This is a genomic window from Bradyrhizobium sp. USDA3516 (assembly GCF_057651995.1).
In genome coordinates, this window is the sequence record NZ_JBYGYN010000003.1 from 562,302 (window position 1) to 580,722 (window position 18,421).

The 18,421-nt window shown below is 64.6% G+C and carries 18 protein-coding genes; 10 read left to right on the forward strand and 8 right to left on the reverse strand.

Annotated features, from left to right (window positions below; genetic code table 11):
- The first annotated feature begins 29 nt into the window (after window positions 1-29).
- Genes modA through modC form a run of 3 tightly spaced genes read left to right on the forward strand, consistent with a single transcriptional unit; the run spans window position 30 to window position 2,189 of the window.
- Window positions 30-815 carry a molybdate ABC transporter substrate-binding protein gene (gene modA, locus AC24YW_RS12895; RefSeq protein ID WP_487483074.1) on the forward strand — a complete coding sequence of 262 codons (786 nt, stop codon included), beginning with the start codon at window positions 30-32 and terminating at the stop codon, window positions 813-815.
- A 13-nt stretch (window positions 816-828) separates the two neighbouring features.
- Window positions 829-1,524: a molybdate ABC transporter permease subunit gene (gene modB / locus AC24YW_RS12900; RefSeq protein ID WP_487483075.1), complete on the forward strand. Its 696-nt coding sequence runs from the start codon at window positions 829-831 to the stop codon at window positions 1,522-1,524.
- 2 nt (window positions 1,525-1,526) lie between these two features.
- Window positions 1,527-2,189, forward strand: a complete 663-nt coding sequence (gene modC / locus AC24YW_RS12905) for a molybdenum ABC transporter ATP-binding protein (RefSeq protein ID WP_487483076.1) — start codon at window positions 1,527-1,529, stop codon at window positions 2,187-2,189.
- 159 nt (window positions 2,190-2,348) lie between these two features.
- Here the strand turns inward: modC and AC24YW_RS12910 are convergent, their stop codons facing one another.
- Window positions 2,349-4,142, reverse strand: coding sequence for a potassium/proton antiporter (locus AC24YW_RS12910; protein ID WP_487483077.1), 1,794 nt, complete (start codon window positions 4,140-4,142; stop codon window positions 2,349-2,351).
- 208 nt (window positions 4,143-4,350) lie between these two features.
- On the opposite strand from AC24YW_RS12910, the gene AC24YW_RS12915 reads away from it, so the two are divergent.
- From AC24YW_RS12915 to radC, 4 genes are all read left to right on the forward strand, one after another.
- The gene (locus AC24YW_RS12915; RefSeq protein WP_487483078.1) at window positions 4,351-5,667 is read left to right on the forward strand and encodes a mechanosensitive ion channel family protein; all 1,317 of its coding nucleotides are present in this window, start codon (window positions 4,351-4,353) and stop codon (window positions 5,665-5,667) included.
- A 120-nt stretch (window positions 5,668-5,787) separates the two neighbouring features.
- Window positions 5,788-6,606, forward strand: coding sequence for a type I methionyl aminopeptidase (gene map, locus AC24YW_RS12920; RefSeq protein WP_487483079.1), 819 nt, complete (start codon window positions 5,788-5,790; stop codon window positions 6,604-6,606).
- A gap of 129 nt (window positions 6,607-6,735) precedes the next feature.
- Entirely contained in the window at window positions 6,736-7,515 is a 780-nt protein-coding gene (locus AC24YW_RS12925; RefSeq protein WP_487483080.1) for a hypothetical protein, read from the forward strand.
- Between the two features lie 106 nt (window positions 7,516-7,621).
- Window positions 7,622-8,335: a RadC family protein gene (radC, locus tag AC24YW_RS12930; RefSeq protein WP_487483081.1), complete on the forward strand. Its 714-nt coding sequence runs from the start codon at window positions 7,622-7,624 to the stop codon at window positions 8,333-8,335.
- Between the two features lie 6 nt (window positions 8,336-8,341).
- Here radC and AC24YW_RS12935 read toward each other — a convergent pair whose 3' ends face one another.
- The 6 genes from AC24YW_RS12935 to AC24YW_RS12960 form a co-directional block, all read right to left on the reverse strand.
- Window positions 8,342-9,046: a tetratricopeptide repeat protein gene (locus AC24YW_RS12935; RefSeq protein WP_487483082.1), complete on the reverse strand. Its 705-nt coding sequence runs from the start codon at window positions 9,044-9,046 to the stop codon at window positions 8,342-8,344.
- Between the two features lie 328 nt (window positions 9,047-9,374).
- Window positions 9,375-10,097, reverse strand: coding sequence for an AprI/Inh family metalloprotease inhibitor (locus AC24YW_RS12940; protein ID WP_487483083.1), 723 nt, complete (start codon window positions 10,095-10,097; stop codon window positions 9,375-9,377).
- Window positions 10,097-11,086, reverse strand: coding sequence for a 2-hydroxyacid dehydrogenase (locus AC24YW_RS12945; RefSeq protein ID WP_487483084.1), 990 nt, complete (start codon window positions 11,084-11,086; stop codon window positions 10,097-10,099). The genes AC24YW_RS12940 and AC24YW_RS12945 overlap by 1 nt, the downstream gene beginning before the upstream one ends.
- Window positions 11,086-11,904 carry an ABC transporter permease gene (locus tag AC24YW_RS12950; protein ID WP_487483085.1) on the reverse strand — a complete coding sequence of 273 codons (819 nt, stop codon included), beginning with the start codon at window positions 11,902-11,904 and terminating at the stop codon, window positions 11,086-11,088. Before AC24YW_RS12950 ends, AC24YW_RS12945 begins: the two co-directional genes overlap by 1 nt.
- Window positions 11,901-12,716 carry an ABC transporter ATP-binding protein gene (locus AC24YW_RS12955; RefSeq protein ID WP_487483086.1) on the reverse strand — a complete coding sequence of 272 codons (816 nt, stop codon included), beginning with the start codon at window positions 12,714-12,716 and terminating at the stop codon, window positions 11,901-11,903. Before AC24YW_RS12955 ends, AC24YW_RS12950 begins: the two co-directional genes overlap by 4 nt.
- 95 nt (window positions 12,717-12,811) lie before the next feature.
- The gene (locus AC24YW_RS12960; protein ID WP_487483087.1) at window positions 12,812-13,834 is read right to left on the reverse strand and encodes an ABC transporter substrate-binding protein; all 1,023 of its coding nucleotides are present in this window, start codon (window positions 13,832-13,834) and stop codon (window positions 12,812-12,814) included.
- Window positions 13,835-13,987: 153 nt separating this feature from the next.
- Here AC24YW_RS12960 and AC24YW_RS12965 point away from each other — a divergent pair, with 153 nt between their 5' ends.
- From AC24YW_RS12965 to AC24YW_RS12975, 3 genes are all read left to right on the forward strand, one after another.
- Window positions 13,988-14,794, forward strand: a complete 807-nt coding sequence (locus tag AC24YW_RS12965) for a creatininase family protein (RefSeq protein ID WP_487483088.1) — start codon at window positions 13,988-13,990, stop codon at window positions 14,792-14,794.
- 140 nt (window positions 14,795-14,934) lie between these two features.
- Window positions 14,935-15,198, forward strand: coding sequence for a hypothetical protein (locus AC24YW_RS12970; protein ID WP_456726319.1), 264 nt, complete (start codon window positions 14,935-14,937; stop codon window positions 15,196-15,198).
- Window positions 15,199-15,597: 399 nt separating this feature from the next.
- A complete protein-coding gene (locus tag AC24YW_RS12975) occupies window positions 15,598-17,568 on the forward strand; it encodes a carbohydrate porin (RefSeq protein ID WP_487483089.1) in 1,971 nt (656 codons plus the stop codon).
- A gap of 8 nt (window positions 17,569-17,576) precedes the next feature.
- Here the strand turns inward: AC24YW_RS12975 and AC24YW_RS12980 are convergent, their stop codons facing one another.
- Complete coding sequence (locus AC24YW_RS12980) at window positions 17,577-18,308, reverse strand: sulfite exporter TauE/SafE family protein (RefSeq protein WP_487483090.1); 732 nt, start codon at window positions 18,306-18,308, stop codon at window positions 17,577-17,579.
- Window positions 18,309-18,421: the final 113 nt, after the last annotated feature.

Here is an 18,421-nt window from a genome sequence, read left to right on the forward strand (position 1 = left end):
TGCGCGCGAGTTCGCACGGAGCGCATCCCATGTTTCGTCTCTCCGGACTTTTCACCGCCTTCGTCATTTTCGCCGGCACGGCCGTCGCGCCGGCCGCGGCCGAGAACAAGACCATCACCGTGTTCGCCGCCGCCTCGATGAAGAACGCGCTGGACGAGATCGACGCCGCCTACACCGCCAAGACCGGCGTCAAGATCGTTGCGAGCTACGCCGCAAGCTCGGCGCTGGCCAAGCAGATCGAGCAGGGCGCGCCGGCCGACGTGTTCGTCGCCGCCGACACCGACTGGATGGACTACGCGATCGCCAAGAAGACCATCAACGAGGCTTCCAGGGTCAACCTGCTCGGCAACAGCCTCGTGCTGATCGCGCCGAAGGATTCCAGGATCGACAACGTCAGCATCGCGCAAGGCTTCGACATCGCAAAACTTGCCGGCGACGGCAGGATCGCGACCGGCGAGGTCAAGTCGGTCCCCGTGGGCAAATATGCCAAGGCCGCGCTGGAGAAACTCGGCGCCTGGCAGGCCGCCGAACCGAAATTCGCCATGGCCGAGAGCGTGCGCGCGGCGTTGACGCTGGTCACCCGCGGCGAGGCCGTGCTCGGCATCGTCTATGCCACCGATGCCAAGGTCGAGCCCGGCGTGAAGATCGTCGGCACCTTCCCGGCGGAATCGCATCCGGCGATCATCTATCCGGTCGCGGCGACCAGCATCGCCAAGCCGGAGACGAACGACTATCTCGCCTTCCTGCGCTCGACGGCGGCCAAGACCATTCTGGAAAAATACGGCTTCAAGTTCCTGGTGAGCTCCACCACGTGACTTCCTCGGTTTGATGTTCGATATCTCTCCCGACGAATGGACGGCGATCCTGCTTTCGCTCAGGGTCGCCGTCATCGCCACGCTGGTCGCAACGCCGTTCGGCATTGCGCTGGCGTGGCTGCTCGCGCGGCGTGAGTTCTGGGGCAAGTCGATACTGGACGCGCTCGTGCATCTGCCGCTGGTGCTGCCGCCGGTGGTCACCGGCTATCTTCTGCTGCTCACCTTCGGCCGCCGCGGCCTCGTCGGCGGCTTCCTCGCGGATTATCTCGGCATCGTCTTCTCGTTCCGCTGGACCGGAGCGGCGCTCGCCTGCGGCGTGATGGCGTTTCCGCTGCTGGTGCGGCCGATGCGGCTGTCAATCGAAGCGATCGACCGCCGGCTCGAGCAGGCCGCGGAGACGCTCGGTGCAGCGCCGTGGAAGGTGTTCTTCACCGTGACGCTGCCGCTGGCGCTGCCGGGGGTGCTCGCCGGAATGGTGCTCGGCTTTGCCAAGGCGATCGGCGAGTTCGGCGCCACCATCACCTTCGTCTCCAACATTCCAGGCGAGACCCAGACGATTTCGTCCGCGATCTATTCGCTGATCCAGACCCCCGACGGCGATGCCGCGGCAGGCCGGCTCGTGATCGTCTCGATCGCGCTCGCGATCGGCGCGCTGATCGCGGCCGAATGGTTCGCCCGCCGCGCCACGCAGCGCCTGCACGGGAATTGACCATGCTGCGCGTCGACGTCGAAAAACAACTCGGCGAATTCTCGCTGTCCGCATCCTTTAGAAGCGAGGGGCGCGTCATCGGGCTGTTCGGCGCCTCGGGCGCCGGCAAGAGCTCGCTGGTCAACATGATCGCCGGGCTGTTGCGGCCCGATCGCGGCACCATCGCGATCGACGGCGAAACCGTCGACGACACCGCGGCCGGCATTCACGTGCCGACTTACCGCCGCCGCATCGGCTACGTGTTCCAGGATGCGCGGCTGTTTCCGCATCTGAGCGTGGCGCAGAATCTCGATTACGGGCGGCGGATGAACGGGCTTGCGCAGGACCCGGCGCAGCATAAGCGCATCATCGACCTGCTCGACATCGGCGCGCTCAGGGATCGCCGTCCCGGAAAACTGTCCGGCGGCGAGCGCCAGCGCGTCGCGCTCGGGCGCGCGCTGCTGTCGAAGCCGCGCCTGTTGCTGCTCGACGAGCCGCTCGGCGCGCTCGACGAGGGCCGCAAGCTCGAGATCCTGCCCTATCTGGTGCGGCTGCGCGACGAGGCCAATGTGCCGATGGTCTATGTCAGCCACGACGTCGCCGAGCTGCGCCAGCTCGCGACGCAGATCGTGATGCTGAAGCAGGGCCGGGTGACGAGCTTCGGCGGGGTGAAGGTGCTGACGTGAGGCTCGTTTCGCAGCCCCGATAGGGCGGAGTGGATTTCGTGCCCCGGACGCGACGCAGCACGCAGTGATGCGTCGCAGAGCCGGGGCCCGCGGCACCATGGGTCTCGGCTCTGCGCAGCAACGCTTGCGCGCTGCAGCGCATCCGGGACACGAGATCGCCTAAACCCCCGCCACAGACGCCCAGACATCGGCGAGCTTCTTGCGCAGCGCCTGGGCGCCTGTCAGCGGCGGCGGCGTTTCGTCCTCTTCGGGCAGGCGCAGGCCGACGAGGTTGACGCGAGCGCCCGAGATGCTGCGTGCGACCAGCACGATCTCGTCCAGCGGCAGCTCGGCGCCCTCTTTCGGCGCATGGTCGAGATGAACGTCGAAGTAATCGGCGAGCGTGAGCCTGCTTTCCTCCTCGCTCACCTTGACGCCGTAGATCGCGGCGAGCTCGGCGAGCGTGTGCTCGCCGGAGACCATGAAGTCGCCGAGCAGATGCGGATCGGGCGCGGTGCTCGGCTGCATGTCGACGAAGAAGCGGTCGAGCGACTCGGCTTTTTCCGGCGGGGCCAGCAGATAGATGTAGTCGCCCGGCGCGATCGGGTCGGCTTCCGCCGGCGTCAGGATGTTCTCGTTGCGGATGACGAGCGTCGGCTTGGACCAGGACGGGATCAGGCCGCGGCGGAAATACAGGCTCTTGGGCCGCACCGGATAGCCGACCAGCTGCTGCTCGAGCTGGCCGGGCAGATCGAGCTCGACGCGGCGCGGGCCGCGCTCGGCGCGCGGCAGCGCCACGTGCAGCTTGCGCGCGGCCGCCGCCAGGGTCCAGCCCTGCAGCAACAGAGAGATGATGACGACGACGAAGGCGACGTCGAAATAGAGATAGGCCTTGGACAGCCCGACCAGCATCGGGATCGAGGCCAGGAAAATCGCGACCGCACCGCGCAGGCCGGTCCAGGCAATGAAGATCTTCTCACGCCAGTTGAAGCGGAACGGCGACAGGCACACGAACACCGCGAGCGGGCGCGCCACCAGCATCAAGACCAGCGCGACGGCGACCGCCGGCAGCACACTGGAACCCAACCGGCTCGGCGAGACCAGAAGGCCGAGCAGCACGAACATCACGATCTGCGCCAGCCAGGTCGCGGCGTCGAGGAACGTCACCACAGAATTATGCGCGCGGGTCGGCCGGTTGCCGATGATGATGCCGGCGAGATAGACGGCGAGAAAGCCGGAGGCGTGCATGATCTGCGAGCCGCCGAAGATCACGAGCGCGGCCGTGGTCACGAACGGCGCATGCAGGCCCTGCGGCAGGGCGACCTTGTTGAGCGCGATGACGACGAGGCGGCCGCCGATGACGCCGACGACAGCACCCAGCACCGCCTCCTGGATGAACTCCATCAGCACATGGCCGGGGGAGCTCGTACCGATCGAGATGTATTCGACCAGCATCAAGGTGAGGAAGATCGCGAACGGATCGTTGGTGCCGGATTCCGCCTCCAGCGTCGCGCCGACGCGCGGGCGCAGACGCAGGCCCTGGGTGTGCACCAGCAGGAACACGGCGGCTGCGTCGGTCGAGGCCACCACCGCACCGACCAGCAGCGCCTCCGACCAATTGAGGTCGAGCGCATATTTGGCGAATGGCGCCGTGACCAGCGCGGTCAGCAGCACGCCTGCGGTCGCGAGCACCACCGACGGCGCAAGCACGGTGCGGATGCTGGCAAAGCGCGTGCGCAGGCCGCCGTCGAACAGGATCAAGGCGAGCGCGACGGAGCCGACCAGATAGGTGGTGCGGACGTCGTCGAACTGGAGCTGACCGGGGCCGGAATCGCCGGCGAGCATGCCGATGATGAGGAAGACGAGCAGCAAGGGCGCGCCGAAGCGCAGCGCAAGCAGGCTCGAGAGGATGCCGGCCATGACGAGGACGGCGCCGAGCAATATGGCGAGACTGACGGAATCGAGGGAAGCCATCCACCTTCCGGGTAAGAAATCGCTGGAATTTCATCCTTATCGTCGGTGGACTCGCGCGCCAACCCATTTTCGCGCTTCGCGGCAATCTGCCCGCATTTTACGGCCTTAACGCGCTTCACTTCACGGTGTATCGATGGCCCGGCCGCGCCCTTTATGGGATTGTCCGGCGCCCTCGAATCAATTCCTCCCCGCTTGCCGACGAGACCCGATGGACATGGACCTCAAAGACTTCATGGAGTTCGTGCAGACCACCGCACGCAGCGTCGGGGCGGAAATCTCCTCACCCTGGTTCTACCTGCAATTCGGCCTCATCCTGGCGGCGGCCGGCATCGCCTATGCCGCGGAGGCCGCCATTCGCGGCCGTGTCGACCTGACCTCGCTGGCGATGCGCTGGCCGCTGCCGCTCCGGCATTTCGTCCGGGTCATGGTCGCCAGCGCCTCAACGGCGGTGTTCACGCTGCTCGTGATCGTCTCGCGCGTGGTGATGTATCACGCGACCTGGCCGAGCCGCTCCTATCTCCTGATGGTCGCAGCCAAGCTGGGTTTCGCCTGGCTGGTGATCCGGCTCGTGACCTCGGTGCTGCGCAACGCCTTCATCGTCAAGCTGGTGTCGATCACGGCATGGTTCATCGCCGCGCTTTCCATCGTCGGCCAGCTCGATGCGACGGTCGACCTGCTCGATTCCTTCGCCATCGTGCTCGGCGGCCTCAGGCTGACCCCACTCCTGGCGCTCAAGGCCGGCGCGCTGCTGCTGATCGCACTCTGGCTCACCAACATCGCCAGCAATTTCGCCGAGAGCCGGATCAATTCGACCACCGACCTGACGCCGTCGGTGCAGGTGCTGCTGGTCAAGATCATCCGCATCGGGCTGCTCACGGTCGCGATCGTGATCGCGCTCGGCGCGGTCGGGATCGACCTGTCGGCGCTCGCGGTGTTCTCCGGCGCGGTCGGCGTCGGCATCGGTATCGGCCTGCAGAAGATCGTCGCCAATTTCATCTCGGGGATCATCCTGCTCGCCGACAAATCGGTGAAGCCCGGCGATCTCGTCACCATCGGCGACAATACCGGCCGCATCAGCGCGATGAAGACGCGCTATATTTCCGTCGCTGCCGGCGACGGACGCGAATTCCTGGTCCCGAACGAGGATCTGGTGACGCAGAAGGTCGTCAACTGGACCTATACCGACAAGAACACGCTGGTGAAGATCGCTTTCGGCACCAATTACGACGCCGACCCGAAGCTGGTCTGCAAGCTTGCGGCCGAGACCGCGGAAGCCCATCCGCGCGCGCAGAAGGGCAAGCCGCCGACCTGTCTCCTGACCGAGTTCGCGGAAGCCGGGATGAAGTTCTCGCTGACCTTCTGGATCGCGGACCCCGACGGCATGGACAAGGTCAAGAGCGACGTGATGCTGGAGCTGTGGGACGCCTTCAAGCGCGAGGGCATCCGGGTTCCCTATCCCGTCCGCGAAATCCGCATCCGCGGCGGCGCCCTGCCGGTGGAAACCGCCGTGGAAGTCCCGAATTAGGTCACTTTCACCCCCCAAGCAGGCCGCTCGGCTTGCATGAAGGCTGCCAATCATTAAATTGGGGCCTGAAATCAAGCCTTTCCACCGATATCGAGATCAGCCCGAGAAGACCTGACACGCATGAGCTACGTCGACGCCACCGAGACCTCCCTGCGCAAGACCGGACAGATCAAGCTGCACGGGCCCGCCGCCTTTGCCGGCATGCGCAAGGCGGGCGCGCTGGTGGCCAGGTGCCTCGACGAGCTCACCGACATCGTCGGACCCGGCGTGCCGACCTCCAGAATCGACGATTTCGTCCGCGACTTCGCCTTCAGCCACGGCGCCTACCCGGCGACGCTGATGTATCGCGGCTACCGCTACTCGACCTGCACCTCGCTCAACCACGTGGTCTGCCACGGCATGCCCGGCGACCGTCCGCTGAAGGAGGGCGACATCGTCAATATCGACGTCACCTTCATCGCCGACGGCTGGTATGGCGATTCCAGCCGGATGTATGCGATCGGCCCGGTCGCGCGCAAGGCGGAGCGGCTGATCGAGGTGACCTATGAAGCCATGATGCGCGGCATCGCCGCGGTGAAGCCCGGCGCCACCACCGGCGACATCGGCCATGCCATCCAGAGCTTCGTCGAGCCGCAGGGCATGAGCGTGGTGCGCGATTTCTGCGGCCATGGCCTCGGCCGCATGTTCCACGACGAGCCGAACATCATCCATATCGGCCGGCCCGGCGAGGGCGTGCAGCTCAAGCCCGGCATGTTCTTCACCATCGAGCCGATGATCAATCTCGGCAAGCCGCATGTGAAGATCCTGTCCGACGGCTGGACCGCGGTCACCCGCGACCGCTCGCTGTCGGCGCAGTTCGAGCACTCGGTCGGCGTCACGGCGACCGGCGTCGAGATCTTCACGCTGTCGGAGCGGCACGGCGAGAAGCAGATCGGGTGATTCCCCTCATCTTCGGAACGTGACTGACCATCCAGACGGCGATAGTCTATTCGCCCGCCACTACAATCTTTAGTTGATTTTTCGCTGACATATTGAAACACTGCCGACTTATTCGATTGGAAAAGTCATTTGCAGGGCAAGGCAATGGGCATTTTCAGGCTCGACGATGGTCAACAGCAAGCCTTCACGTCCGAGCCGGAAATTTTCCAAGGCGTACAGCTGGGTTACGACGAGGACAAGGGGTATTGCATCGTCCTCAGCGCGATCCTGGCAATCGTCCTCGACTCTCACGTTTACACGGAGTTGCAGCAGTTCGCCGCCAATACATGGCGCCCGACCCAACCTGCAAGAGGGGTCACGCTCGAGGCCCGTTATCAGCTCTGGTGGGAAAATCTGCCCGGGATCGGCTCGGTCCTTCCAGTTACCGCGACGCGAAGCTTCATGTACAGCGTCCTCGCGAATCCCAATCCGCCTCCTCCCTCGAGTCGACCCAACCTGTCTCCGGGCGCTCCCCACGGCAGGGGCTCACTTCCGGTAACAGCGTCACACCTTCCCTTTCATACGACCACGCAGGACAACGAAGTGTTCTATCGATGGGAAGCATGGCCGCAAAGTCGAAGAATAGATCAGGCTACCAACACCGTTGCACCTTGGACCTTTATTTCACCTCAGTCCGAGTTGCCCTTTGCGCCGACAGGCTTTGCGGCAGTCGCGCGGATGGCGCTCCCGAGCTTTTTCCCGGCGTTATTTCGCTGGAGGGTGCAACCTGATATGGGCACCTCCATCCTCTGCGGGGCAGTCGTACCGATGTTCGGTCAATCTGGCGGAGGCGTAGAGGCCTGCTTCGACAATCATCGCGCCTATAACGTCGGTCCGATCGCAAATCCGGTAGTCCTGCCTGCCCTCTAGTTTGTCGAGATGATGCGGAGGCGAGATTACAAGACTAAGCGGCGCGTTGAAAACCGCGTCAATTGACGGTTGCAAAAACGCTGCCCCCCGGCAATGCTGGCGGCCGATGCCCGCCAAGCCTGACCACGACAAGAGCAAGCCTGACGAGACGCCGCATTATCTCGGCCATCGCGAGCGGCTGCGCGAGCGCTTCTACAGAGCGGGCGCGGATGCGCTGAGCGATTACGAATTGCTCGAGATGGCGCTGTTTGCCGCGCTGCCGCGGCGCGATACCAAGCCGCTGGCCAAGACGCTGATCAAGACCTTCGGCTCGTTCGCCGAGGTCGTGCATGCGCCGGTGGCGCGTCTGCGCGAGGTCGAGGGGGTCGGCGAGTCCGCGATAAATCAGCTCAAGCTGATCGCCGCGGCGGCGCATCGCGTCGCCAAGGGCGAAGTCAACAGCCGCAACGCGCTGTCGTCCTGGAACGAGGTGATCGCCTATTGCCGCACCAGCATGGCGTTTTCAGACAAGGAGCAATTCCGCCTGCTGTTCCTGGACAAGCGCAACCAGCTGATCGCCGACGAGGTGCAGCAGACCGGCACCGTCGACCACACCCCGGTCTATCCGCGCGAGGTGATCAAGCGCGCGCTGGAGCTCTCCGCGACCGCGCTGATCCTGGTGCACAACCACCCCTCAGGCGATCCCTCGCCGTCGCAGGCCGACATCCAGATGACCAAGGCGATCATCGACATCGCAAAGCCGCTGGGGATTGCCGTGCACGACCACATCATCGTCGGCAAGAGCGGGCATGCGAGCTTGCGCGGGCTGCGGCTGATCTAGGCCAGATCAGAACGCCTGGTTCTTGGCGGCTTTCAAGTAGTCTTCGGCGGCTGTGAAGCCGGCGAATGCCTTGAGCGTCAGGGCGGTCGGTTGCGGCTTCCATTCGGCAACCATTTTCTCGGCCTTCTCGAGGTCAGGCTTGGACAACATGGAAGCCATTTCGTTCACGTTCTTGGCCGGCGCCACCTTCGAGAGTTTGAAATAGGCGTACGACAGTGACAAATCTCTCGGCGTTCCCTTTCCGGCCGAATAGGCGCGGGACAGGCCGAACAGGGCCTCGGGAAGCCCCTGATCGCCAGCCAGCTTCCACCATTTCAGCGCTTCTTCCGAATTGCCTCGCCGGTCATATATGAGCGCGACGTCATGCTGGGCGCGCGCATAGCCCGCGTTGGCGGCAACGAGCTTGTATTTCAGTGCTTGGTCCGCGTCGGCTGCGATGATGCCCGCGCCTTGTCCGTCATAATAGCAGCCGAGCTTGTAGGCTCCGAGGGGGTCGTTGGCGGCGGCCGATTTCTGAAACCACTCGAGGGCCCGGCCGCGATCCGGCTGCGTGCCGATGCCATTGTTGTGCATCATGCCGACATGATATTGCGCCTCTGCATCTCCGCGATTGGCCAGGGTCACCATCGCATTGAAGGTGCGGGTGTCATTCGCGCGGGCAGGTGTCGCGAAAAGCAGGAGGCACGAAAAGGCCAGCGCAACGAATTTCATGTCAAAGCCCGATCGAGATTGAACCATTCCGTCTTGGTCGGTCGAAACGGACGAAAAGTTCGAAATCCGACAAATTCCGAAATCAGCGATCTCGCCTGTCGGGACCGGCGCAAGGCACCGCGCTGCGATCGAAGGTGACGGCTTAGAATATGGATGAGGAGGAGGTGCCTCTGTGGGAGCAGCTGCGCTCCCCCCCGCTTGCGGAGGAGGGCTGGCGAGAGGGTGCCTCTGCAATCGAGAACCCCCAAGAGGAGAAAGCCCTCACCCGCGCCTTCGGCGCGACCTCTCCCGCAAGCGGGAGAGGTGACCGAGCCAGCATCTCGCCCGCCTACTGACGCAGCATGATCAGAGGATCGGCGGTGTCGGGGACGCGGCGCCATTGCGCGTTGTCGTCCGCCTCGAACTGCCAGGCCTCGCCCGACTTCGACATCAGGATGATCTGGCCGCGCTCGAGCCGCCATTGCGTCGGGTTGAACTGCGCGATCGCGGCGTCACATCTCGGCTTGAGGAAGACCTGGAAATTATCCGCATCAGCCTCGGTGTTGGTCAGCGTCAGCCCGCACACCGGCTGGCCGTTGCGGCGAACCATCGACCAGTCGCCGATCATCTGGTCCATCGACTTCGCCATCGCGCGCGCGGCGGCGAGATCCTGCAGGATGTAGACGCCCTCGCCCTGGCGCAGGCCCTCGAAGATGCCGGCCTCGACCTCGGTGAAGTCGATCACGGCCTCGCCGGTCGCATCCTGCAGGCGCACGATGTCGAGGCCCCTCACGCTCCAGGCCACGATGTCCTTGGTGAAGGGCAGCGCGGTCTTGCAGGCCGGCTCCAGCTCCAGCTTGAAGCCCTGGCCTGCCGCGTCGCCCTTCAGCGTGACCACGCAGGTCTTGCTGCGCTCGGTGGTCGAGAGCTCCCATTGTCCGGGCATCTGCTTCTTCAGGCTCGTCGCATCCTGCGCATGCGCAATGCCGACCGCGGCCAAGGAGGCCGCGACGGCGCCGATCGCGGCCAGGCAGGCCGCGACGGCGAATGCGAGAAGGCGACGAGCGATCATCAGCGCCCCTTGACCGGCGTTTCCGCAACCGGCGTCAGCGGCGCCTTGCCGGCGAACCAGGCCTTGAGATTGTCGACCACGAGCTGGTCCATGGCGTTGCGCGTCACCACCGAGGCCGAACCGATATGCGGCAGCAGCACGACGTTCTGCATGGACTTGAGCTCGTCGGGCACGTTCGGCTCGGCCGCGAACACGTCGAGCCCGGCGGCGAGAATGGTGCCGGATTTCAGCGCCTGGATCAGCGCGGGCTCGTCGATCACCGAGCCGCGCGCGACGTTGACCAGCACGCCGCGCGGGCCGAGCGCCTTGAGCACCTCTTCATTGATCATCTTGTTGGTCGAGGCCCCGCCGGGCACGATCACAACGAGCGTGTCGACCGCCTTCGCCATCTCGATCAGGTCGGGATAGTGCTTGTAGGAGACGTCCTTGGAGGGGTTGCGCGAGTGGTAGACCACCGGCACCAGCGAAGCATCGAGCCGGCGCGCGATGGCCTGGCCGATCCGGCCCATGCCGACGATGCCGACCTTGCGGTCGCGCAGCGAGCCGACGCTGAGCGGATAGTTCTGGGTCTGCCAGAGCCCGGAGCGGACATAGCGGTCGGCCTTGATGAACTCGCGCAAGGTCGAGATCAGAAGGCCCATCGCGACGTCGGCGACCTCCTCGGTCAGGACGTCGGGCGTGTTGGTGACGACGATATTGTGCTCGGCGGCGTATTTGGCGTCGATGTGGTCGTAGCCGACGCCGAAGCTCGCCACCATCTCCAGCTTCGGCAGCTGCGACAGCGAGTCCTTGTCCGCGCGCACGGTGTGGTAGGTCACCGCGACGCCGCGGATCTTGTCGCGGACCGCCGGCGTCAGCCGTTCGAGATCGCCGCGCGTCTCTGCCTTGTGCACGACGAAATGATCGGAAAAGCCGTTCTCGAGGATCGGCCGCACCGGCCCATAGATCAGAAGGTCGATCTTTTCGGACGAAATCGAACCGGCAGCCATCAGTTTTCCTTTCCAAGCGCGCTCTCGTGCCAGCGCCGTAAAACGAGGTGGGAAACTAGCGCCAGCACCCCATAGATGACAATCCCGGCCAGCGACAACAGAAGCAGCGCCGCGAACATGCGGGGTATGTTCAAGCGATAGCCTGACTCGGCGATCCTGTAGGCGAGGCCGGAGCCGGCGCCGGCCGTTCCGGCCGCGATCTCGGCCACGACCGCGCCGATCAGCGACAGGCCGCCGGCGATGCGCAGGCCGCCGAGAATGTAGGGCAGCGCTGCCGGCAGCTTGAGGAAGCGCAGGGTTTGCGGCTTCGATGCGCCATAGAGCTGGAACAGGCCGGCGAGATTGCGGTCCACCGAGTTCAGCCCGAGCGTGGTGTTCGACAGCACCGGGAAAAATGCGACGATGAAGGCGCAGACGACCACCGCGGTCTGCTGCTCCAGATAGATCAGCAAGAGCGGCGCGATCGCGATCACAGGCGTCACCTGCAGCACGATGGCATAGGGGAACAGCGAATATTCCACCCATTTCGACTGGTTGAGCAGCAGCGCCAGCGCGATGCCGCCGATGCTGGCGGCGACAAAACCTTCGAGCGTGGTTGCAAGCGTGGCCGCCAGCGATTGTGACAGCACCGCCCAGTCCTTGATCAGCGTCAGCACGACGACGGAGGGCGCCGGGAGCACGTAAGGCGGGATCTCCCTGATGCGGACCACGAGTTCCCAGGCAAGGAGGCCGGCTGCGAAGACGATGACGGGCAGCACGAAGCGCATCGCGCGTTGCGCGCCGGATCGTTTCGCGATGACCGGGCTTTGCGGGTTCATAGCGTCGACTGCCCCGAATAGGACGGCGCCAGCGCGGCGGACACGCGTCGGCAATAATCGGAATAGGCCGTCGAGGTGCGAAACTCCTCGCCCCGCGGCTCAACCGTCTCGATGCGGATGTCGGCCTGGATGCAGCCGGGGCGCGCCGTCATGACCACGACACGCTGCGACAGATAGACGGATTCGAACACCGAATGGGTGACGAAGATGACGGTCTTGCGTAAGCGTCGCCACAGCGCCAGCAGATCGTTGTTGAGGCGGAAGCGCGTGATCTCGTCGAGCGCGGCGAACGGCTCGTCCATCAGCAGGATATCGGGATCGGTGACGAGCGCACGCGCCAGCGACACCCGCATCTTCATGCCGCCGGAGAGCTCGCGCGGAAAGCTATCCGCGAAATCGGCAAGGCCGACGCTGGCCAGCGCCGCGTCGGCACGCGCACGCCCCTCCGCTTTCGGCACGCCGCCGAGCCTCAAGGGCAGGCGCACGTTCTCGCGAACATTGGCCCAGGGCATCAGGGTGGGCTCCTGGAACACGAATCCGATGCCGCGACCTGGCTGCGGCACGCCCTCGTGACGCGCCACCCGCACGGTGCCTGATGAGGGCGCCGTGAGGCTTGCGACGATCCGCAGCGCCGTCGACTTGCCACAGCCGGACGGGCCCAGCAGCGAGATGAACTCGCCCTTGCGGACGGCTAGGTCGAACGGGCCGAGCGCCATCACGCCGTTGTCATAGACCTTCGTCACGCCGCGCAGGCTGACGGCGAGAGCCGTCAGGCTGGCCTCGACGGCGGGCGACGGATTGCGCTCTACCATTGACCGCAGGCTGCCGCGTTGCGGGCGTCTTTCACCTCTCCCCGACGGGGAGAGGTGAGCGATGTGGCCACATCTCGCCTCGACTTCAACATCCGTTACGGCTTGTTCGGGCGCAGCTCGACGCCGACGCCCTTGTTGACGAAGCGCAGCGTGTAGGATTTGCGGTAGTCGAGATCCGCCTTCACGACCCCGGCCTTGACCATCTTGTTGAAGAAGGAGGCATAGCGCTCGTCGCTCATGGCGCCGATGCCGTTCTTCAAGCTGTCGCCGGAATCGACGATGCCGTGCTCCTTCATCTTGACGACGGAATAGGCCAGGAGATCGTCGGTCATCTCCGGGTTGAGCTGCTTGATCAGGGCGTTGCCGGCGGAATTGTCCCGGTAGAGGTAATTGTACCAGCCGATCATGGAGGCATCGACGAAGCGCTGCACGAGGTCAGGCTTCTTCTCGACGATCTCACGGCGGGTCTCGATCAGCGTCGAATAGGTGTTGAAGCCGTGATCGGCGAGCAGCAGCACATTGGGCTTGAAGCCGGCGGCCTTCTCCACCGCGAACGGCTCGGAGGTGACGTAACCCTGCATGGCGCTCTTGGGATTGGCGATGAAGGGCTGCGGATTGAAATTGTAGGGGCGCACGTTCTTCTCGCTGAAGCCGTATTCGGACTTCAGCCATTGGAAGTAGCTGGTCATGCCTTCCTTGGAGACGAACAGCGTCAGCGGCTTGAGGTCCTCGATCTTGCCGACCTTGGCGTCCGGCTGAGTCAGCATCACCTGCGGATCCTTCTGGAAAATCGCGGCGATGGTGATGACGGGAACGTTGTTGGCGACGGCATCGAACGACATCAGCGTGTTCGCGGCCATGAAGAAATCGATCTTGCCGGCGATCAGCAGCATCCGGTTGTTCTCGTTCGGACCGCCGGGGACGATGGTGACGTCGAGGCCGTATTTCTTGTAGGTGCCGTCGGCGACCGCCTGGAAGAAGCCGCCATGCTCGGCCTCGGCGACCCAGTTGGTGCCGAAGGTGACCTTGTCGAGCGTTTGGGCGCGCGCCGGCGCAAAGGAGACGAGAGCGGCCAACAAGCCCGCAACTAACGCTCGCCGCAGATGAAAGGGGGTCATATTGGCACTCCGTCGATCGTGGCTGGCCCAATCGCGTCTGGCCCGGGTGAAGGCAACGCGATAGAACCGCATGACATCAGGGGATGCGAGCCGCCCGGGCCCGCATCCCCTCCTACGGCAAATTACGTGACAAATTCGGGCAAGGAAACCTCGATGACGCCCTCCCGCGACTGGATCGACATCGACTGGGCTGATGCGAGCCCGGCCGAAGTGTCGCGCTGGATCGCGGTGCTGCCGCTGGCGGCAACCGAGCAGCACGGCCCGCATCTGCCGCTGACGACGGACGTGCTGATCGCGGACGCCTATCTGGCACGTGTGCGCGAGCTGTTGCCCGCCAGCGTTGCGGCGAGCTTCCTCCCGGTCGAACGGGTCGGGATTTCCACCGAGCATATCGACTATCCGGGCACGCAGACGCTGCCGACTGAAATCGCGCTGAGGAAATGGGCAGCGATCGGCGCGGACATTGCACGCCGCGGCGTGAGGAAGCTCGTCATCGTCACCAGCCATGGCGGCAACAGCGCGGCGATGATGCTGGTGGCGCAGGACCTTCGTGCGCATCACAAGCTGTTCGTGGTGACGACGTCGTGGTCGCGGCTCTCAGGCGCCGACACATTGTTCCCGGCCGATGAAGTGCGGCACGGCATTCACGGCGGCGCGGTCGAGACCTCGATCATGCTGGCGCGCTATCCCGATCAGGTGCGCAAGGATGCGATCGCCGATTTTCCCGCGAGCAGCATCGCGATCGAGCAGCAATATCGCTGGCTGTCGACGCAGCGGCCGGCGCCGTTCGCCTGGCAGGCGCAGGATCTCAACGCCTCCGGTGCCGTCGGCAACGCGACGCTGGCTGACCCAGCGAAGGGCGAGCAGCTGCTCGATCAGGGCGCTCGCGCCTTTTGCGAGTTGCTGGGTGAGGTCGATAACTTCGACGTGAACAGGCTTGCCAAGGGTCCCCTCGGCTAGTCCGCATCTTCCTGGATTCATTCAGGAAAGATCGAGTCTCGGCAGGCCCATTTGCAGTCTTCGAACCGGACGCGAGGAGCCTCCGTCCAACTGGGCACGCGGGCCACAACGGACCGCCTCAACCCCGGATGGAGTTTCACATGTCGATCAAGACCAAGATTGCCGCCGCAGCTCTCGCTGCCCTCGCCGTGACCGGCAGCATCGCGTCTACCACCTCCTCTGCCGAAGCCAAGCAGCCCGCCTGGGTCTATGGTGTGGGCGCCGGCATCGCCACCGCCGCCGTCGTCGGCTCCGCGATCGCTGCCACGCACGACCCCTATTATCACGGCTATCGCCGCTGCGGTTGGGTCGCGCAGTACAACGCTTTCGGCCAGTACGTCGGCCGCGTTCGTACCTGCTACTGATCTCGCGTATCTGAGGCCGATCTCCACGTGGATCCCGCGTCCGACACGGGCGCCTCATCCACCCCGTGTCGTGCCCCGACCCCGCCCGGCTGTCCCCCCGGGCGGGGTCATTCCGTTTTGGATTCCCGGATTTGTTGCACCCGCGTCACACAGCGGTGCGAACTGTCCTGTGCGACACGCAACGTGTGTTGTTCTTGCGAATTATTCGCAATAAAGATTGTTGCAGATTCAGGAACCTGGACGAAGTCGAGGCCAATCGAGACCATCCCGGCCATTCGCCTCGAGCGCACAGGCCTGATGACAGAATCGCCGCGACACGGCAGGGATATCGCAGCGGGTGGGACACATTCGCGTTTGGGGGCGTGCGTTTTGGCGTTGAGAGGTCACAAACACCGGTGCTTGCGAACGGCCGCGGCGATCGCCGCGGGCGTGCTGGCTTTTCCCACCGTCGGCGGCGCGGCCGATCTGCCGCTGAAAGCGCCGGCCTTGAGAGCGGTCTATGACTGGACCGGCCTTTATATCGGTGCGCATGCCGGCTACAGCCACGGCTCGTCGCGCTTCGCGCTGAACGACGGCACCGCGCTCAGCGACAGCGGCGTGTTCAGCGGCATGATCGGCGGCGTGCAGGCGGGCTACAATTACCGCCTCAACTCTGGCTGGCTGGTCGGCGTCGAAGGCGATTTCACGTTTCCGAACTACATCACCTCGAACTCGATCGTCTCGTTCCTGACGACGCCCGCCAACACCGTCACCCAGCAATGGGACTACACCGCCAGCCTGCGCGGCCGCGTCGGCTACACCAGCGGGCCGTGGCTCGTCTATGCCACCGGCGGCTTCGCCTGGATGGGCGAGCGCTATTTCGACGCGCCGGCCTCCGGCGCCGAAATCCCGAAGATCCTGAACACGCGGCCCGGCTGGGTCGCAGGCGCCGGCGTCGAATATGGCTTCGCGCCGCATTGGAGCGCACGACTCGAATACCTCTACAGCCGCTTCGATGGCGCCAACGTCGCCTTCTCCACCGGCGCGCAATACACGTCCTCGGCGCTCGACTTCCAGCAGGTCAGGCTTGGCCTCAACCGCAAGGTCGATTGGCCGGGCCTGCCGAGCTACGATCCGAAGAGCTCGCTGATCGACCCGGAATCGGACCGCTGGGAGATCCACGGCCAGACCACCTATCTGCCGCAAGGCTATCCATCCTTTCCCGCGCTCTATACCGGGCCGAACTCGCTGTCGCCGTCGCGGCAGGCCAAAGCGACCTGGAGCAACAGCCTGTTCCTGAACGCGCGGCTGTGGGACGGCGGCGAGGTCTATTACAATCCCGAATTGTTGCAGGGATTTGGGCTGAACGACACGGTCGGTGCGGCCGGCTTTCCGAACGGCGAGGCGCAGAAGTCGAACTTCCCCTACCCGCACTACAACACCTCGCGCCTGTTCGTGCGCCAGACCTTCGGCTTCGGCGGCGAGCAGGAGGAGCTTGCGAGCGGCCAGTTGCAGCTGGGCCAGAAGGTCGACGTGTCGCGCCTGACGATTCAGGCCGGCAAGTTCCCGGTGGTCGACGTGTTCGATGGCAATGCCTACGCCAAGGACACGCGCCGAGATTTCATGAACTGGTCGATCTGGGCGCCCGGCGCCTTCGACTATTCCGCCGACAAGGTCGGCCTCACCTACGGCGTCACCGCCGAGCTCAACCAGAAGCAATGGGCGCTACGCGGCGGCTATTTCCTGATGGTCTCCGAGTCCAACGCCAATCACTTCGACACCAGGGTCGGCGAGCGCGGTCAATATCTGCTCGAGCTCGAGACGCGCTTCTCGCTGCTCGGCCGGCCCGGCAAGCTCAGGACCATCGGCTGGCTCGATAGCGCCAATATGGGCAGCTTCCGCGAAACGCTGGACAATCCCGCGCTCAATCTCGACATCGCGCAGACTCGGCGCGGCCGCCTGAAGTACGGCTACGTGCTCAATCTCGAGCAGGCCATCACCGACGACGTCGGCCTGTTCGGCCGCTGGAGCTGGAACGACGGCAAGACCGAGACGCTGGCCTTCACCGACATTCATCGCAGCCTGTCCGGCGGCCTTTCGATCAAGGGCACGACCTGGGGCCGGCCCGACGACGTGATCGGCGTCGGCGGCGCGATCAATGCGATTTCACAGGATTATCGCGACTTCCTCGCCGCTGGCGGCCTCGGCGTGCTGGTCGGTGACGGCGCGCTCAACTACCGCAAGGAGCGCATCCTCGAAACCTATTACGCCTACGCGGTGAACAAGAGCATCACCCTCACCGCCGACTACCAGCTCATCGTCAACCCCGCCTACAACGCCGACCGCGGACCGGTGTCGGTGTTTTCGGGGCGGCTGCACGGGGAGTTCTGAGCTACGGCTCAGAACAAGAGCGCAACACCCGAGACGAACAGCAGCGCCAGCACGATCTTGCGGAACGTGGCCTCGTCGATCCGGCCGAACAGTTTCAGCCCAAGCCAGGTGCCGGCGAACAGAAACGGCAGGCCGAGCGCGAACAGCTTCGCCGTGTCTGATGTGAGCGATCCCTTGGCACCGAGCCAGAACGCCGCCATGGCGAATACCACGACGGCGACCGGCTGGAACGTGGCCCGCTGCGCGTCCTTGGGCAGGCCGCGCAAATTGCACCAGATGGTGATGACGATGCCGGCAAGGCCCGTGAGCCCGCCAAGCAGGCCGTTGAGGAAGCCGACCGTCATGTCCGCGGCTGGCGGCACGACGGCCGCGAGTTTGAGCTGCGGCCGGAAGAATGCATAGAGGCTATAGGCGATCAGGACAGCACCGACCGCGATCCGAACACTCCTAGGATCGGCCCAGGTCAGGAGCGACACCCCCGCCGGCACACCGATGACTGCACCGACGATGAAGGGCCGCAGCCGACGCCAGTCGAGCGCGCCGCGCAGCTTCCAGACCGAATAGCCCTGCACCAGAAGGCCGAAGCCGACGATCAGCGTGGCGCTCTGGAGCGGCGTCAGCACGTAAAGCCACAACGATGCAGCGACCAGTCCGAAGGCGAAGCCGGAAAGGCCGGCGACGAACGCGCCGGCGAAGGTGGCCAACAGAAAAAGCGGAAGATCGATTGCGATCCCGTCCATTGCTCGCTCCACACGTCAGCGAGCAGCGCTTGCGTGGGATCACCACTTGACGGGGAGGCTGCGACATCCCCGTGATGCAAGTCTAAGTGAAGCTGCTTCCATTCGCAATGGAC

Bases quoted from the DNA above. Each gene is read 5' to 3' on its own strand.
- modA (WP_487483074.1), top strand. From the start codon at position 30: ATGTTTCGTCTCTCCGGACTTTTCACCGCCTTCGTCATTTTCGCCGGC.
- modB (WP_487483075.1), top strand. From the start codon at position 829: ATGTTCGATATCTCTCCCGACGAATGGACGGCGATCCTGCTTTCGCTC.
- modC (WP_487483076.1), top strand. From the start codon at position 1,527: ATGCTGCGCGTCGACGTCGAAAAACAACTCGGCGAATTCTCGCTGTCC.
- AC24YW_RS12910 (WP_487483077.1), bottom strand. From the start codon at position 4,142: ATGGCTTCCCTCGATTCCGTCAGTCTCGCCATATTGCTCGGCGCCGTC.
- AC24YW_RS12915 (WP_487483078.1), top strand. From the start codon at position 4,351: ATGGACATGGACCTCAAAGACTTCATGGAGTTCGTGCAGACCACCGCA.
- map (WP_487483079.1), top strand. From the start codon at position 5,788: ATGAGCTACGTCGACGCCACCGAGACCTCCCTGCGCAAGACCGGACAG.
- radC (WP_487483081.1), top strand. From the start codon at position 7,622: ATGCCCGCCAAGCCTGACCACGACAAGAGCAAGCCTGACGAGACGCCG.
- AC24YW_RS12935 (WP_487483082.1), bottom strand. From the start codon at position 9,046: ATGAAATTCGTTGCGCTGGCCTTTTCGTGCCTCCTGCTTTTCGCGACA.
- AC24YW_RS12940 (WP_487483083.1), bottom strand. From the start codon at position 10,097: ATGATCGCTCGTCGCCTTCTCGCATTCGCCGTCGCGGCCTGCCTGGCC.
- AC24YW_RS12945 (WP_487483084.1), bottom strand. From the start codon at position 11,086: ATGGCTGCCGGTTCGATTTCGTCCGAAAAGATCGACCTTCTGATCTAT.
- AC24YW_RS12950 (WP_487483085.1), bottom strand. From the start codon at position 11,904: ATGAACCCGCAAAGCCCGGTCATCGCGAAACGATCCGGCGCGCAACGC.
- AC24YW_RS12955 (WP_487483086.1), bottom strand. From the start codon at position 12,716: ATGGTAGAGCGCAATCCGTCGCCCGCCGTCGAGGCCAGCCTGACGGCT.
- AC24YW_RS12960 (WP_487483087.1), bottom strand. From the start codon at position 13,834: ATGACCCCCTTTCATCTGCGGCGAGCGTTAGTTGCGGGCTTGTTGGCC.
- AC24YW_RS12965 (WP_487483088.1), top strand. From the start codon at position 13,988: ATGACGCCCTCCCGCGACTGGATCGACATCGACTGGGCTGATGCGAGC.
- AC24YW_RS12970 (WP_456726319.1), top strand. From the start codon at position 14,935: ATGTCGATCAAGACCAAGATTGCCGCCGCAGCTCTCGCTGCCCTCGCC.
- AC24YW_RS12980 (WP_487483090.1), bottom strand. From the start codon at position 18,308: ATGGACGGGATCGCAATCGATCTTCCGCTTTTTCTGTTGGCCACCTTC.